A 273-nucleotide genomic window follows, 5' to 3' on the forward strand; every position below is an offset into this window, starting at 1 on the left:
CACCTCGGAAGCACCCAGCAGAACCAAGAAGGCGTTTCCCCTTGAGCGTCTGAAAGGCATGCCATGTATCGGCAACCGGCTGATCGCTGAACTTGACGGCGTACTTGAAAACCTCCATGAACCCCTCGGCGGGATCCCCAACGATGGGCCGCACATCAACGATGAAGCTGTCCCCGGTGATCTGGTGCCAATCCCGCGACAAGCGCTCCTGGCTGGGCTCGACCTCGGCCAAGGCGATCATGTGCAGGTGCGGGTGCCACTGGCCCGAGTTGT

The 273-nt window shown here is 61.2% G+C and carries 1 pseudogene; it reads right to left on the reverse strand.

Annotated elements, in window-relative coordinates:
- Positions 1-241, reverse strand: a pseudogene (locus ABG80_RS09980) (protein rep); the annotation flags it as partial.
- Positions 242-273 lie beyond the last annotated feature (32 nt).

Origin of the sequence: Aquabacterium parvum (assembly GCF_001447195.1) — a bacterium.
GTDB classification, from domain to species: domain Bacteria; phylum Pseudomonadota; class Gammaproteobacteria; order Burkholderiales; family Burkholderiaceae_C; genus Aquabacterium; species Aquabacterium parvum.